The sequence below is a fragment of the Streptococcus suis genome, assembly GCF_002960425.1.
Classification (GTDB): Bacteria; Bacillota; Bacilli; order Lactobacillales; family Streptococcaceae; genus Streptococcus; species Streptococcus suis_S.
Map to the genome: position 1 here is coordinate 1 of NZ_POIZ01000077.1, position 612 is coordinate 612.

At 42.3% G+C, this 612-nt stretch carries 1 pseudogene; it reads left to right on the forward strand.

Features of this window, described 5'->3' with window-relative positions:
- Positions 1-612: pseudogene (locus C1G57_RS09165) on the forward strand (transposase); the annotation flags it as partial.

The window sequence follows — 612 nt, forward strand, 5'->3', positions numbered from 1 at the left end:
GCCCTTTATGACAAGCTAGTTCAAGAAGGGGTGAATACTGCCTTGTCCAAGGAAGAATGCCTCACTAGCGAGGGACTCAAACAACTCCTACATGAGACAGAACAAGTATTGGATGAGGTGGAAGAAGCTATCTCACAAGAGCCTAAAGTCATTAAAGGTGGATCAGCCAACAGACAGAAACGAAGAAGAATTAAGAAACTCAAGAGAAAGTTGAAAGAGGATTGTCTTGTTCGGAAACAGAAGTACGAACGAGATAAACAGATTTTACAAGAACGAAACTCCTACTCTAAAACGGATCATGATGCAACATTCATGCGGATGAAAGAGGAAGAAACAGTCTGGGGAGAGACTGTTTCTTCACGAGCCTTGAAATAAAAGAGCGAGTATGAAAAATGGTCAGCTCAAACCGGGCTACAACCTTCAACTTGGTACAAACAGCCAGTTTGCCTTAGCTTACGGACTGTTTCCGAATCCAACTGACACTCGTACACTCAAGCCCTTTCTTCAATCCATCCAAACCTTAGAACTCTTTCAACACATTGTCGCAGATGCAGGTTATGGAAGTGAAGAAAATTATAGCTTTATCGTTGATGACCTGGAGAAAACACCTCT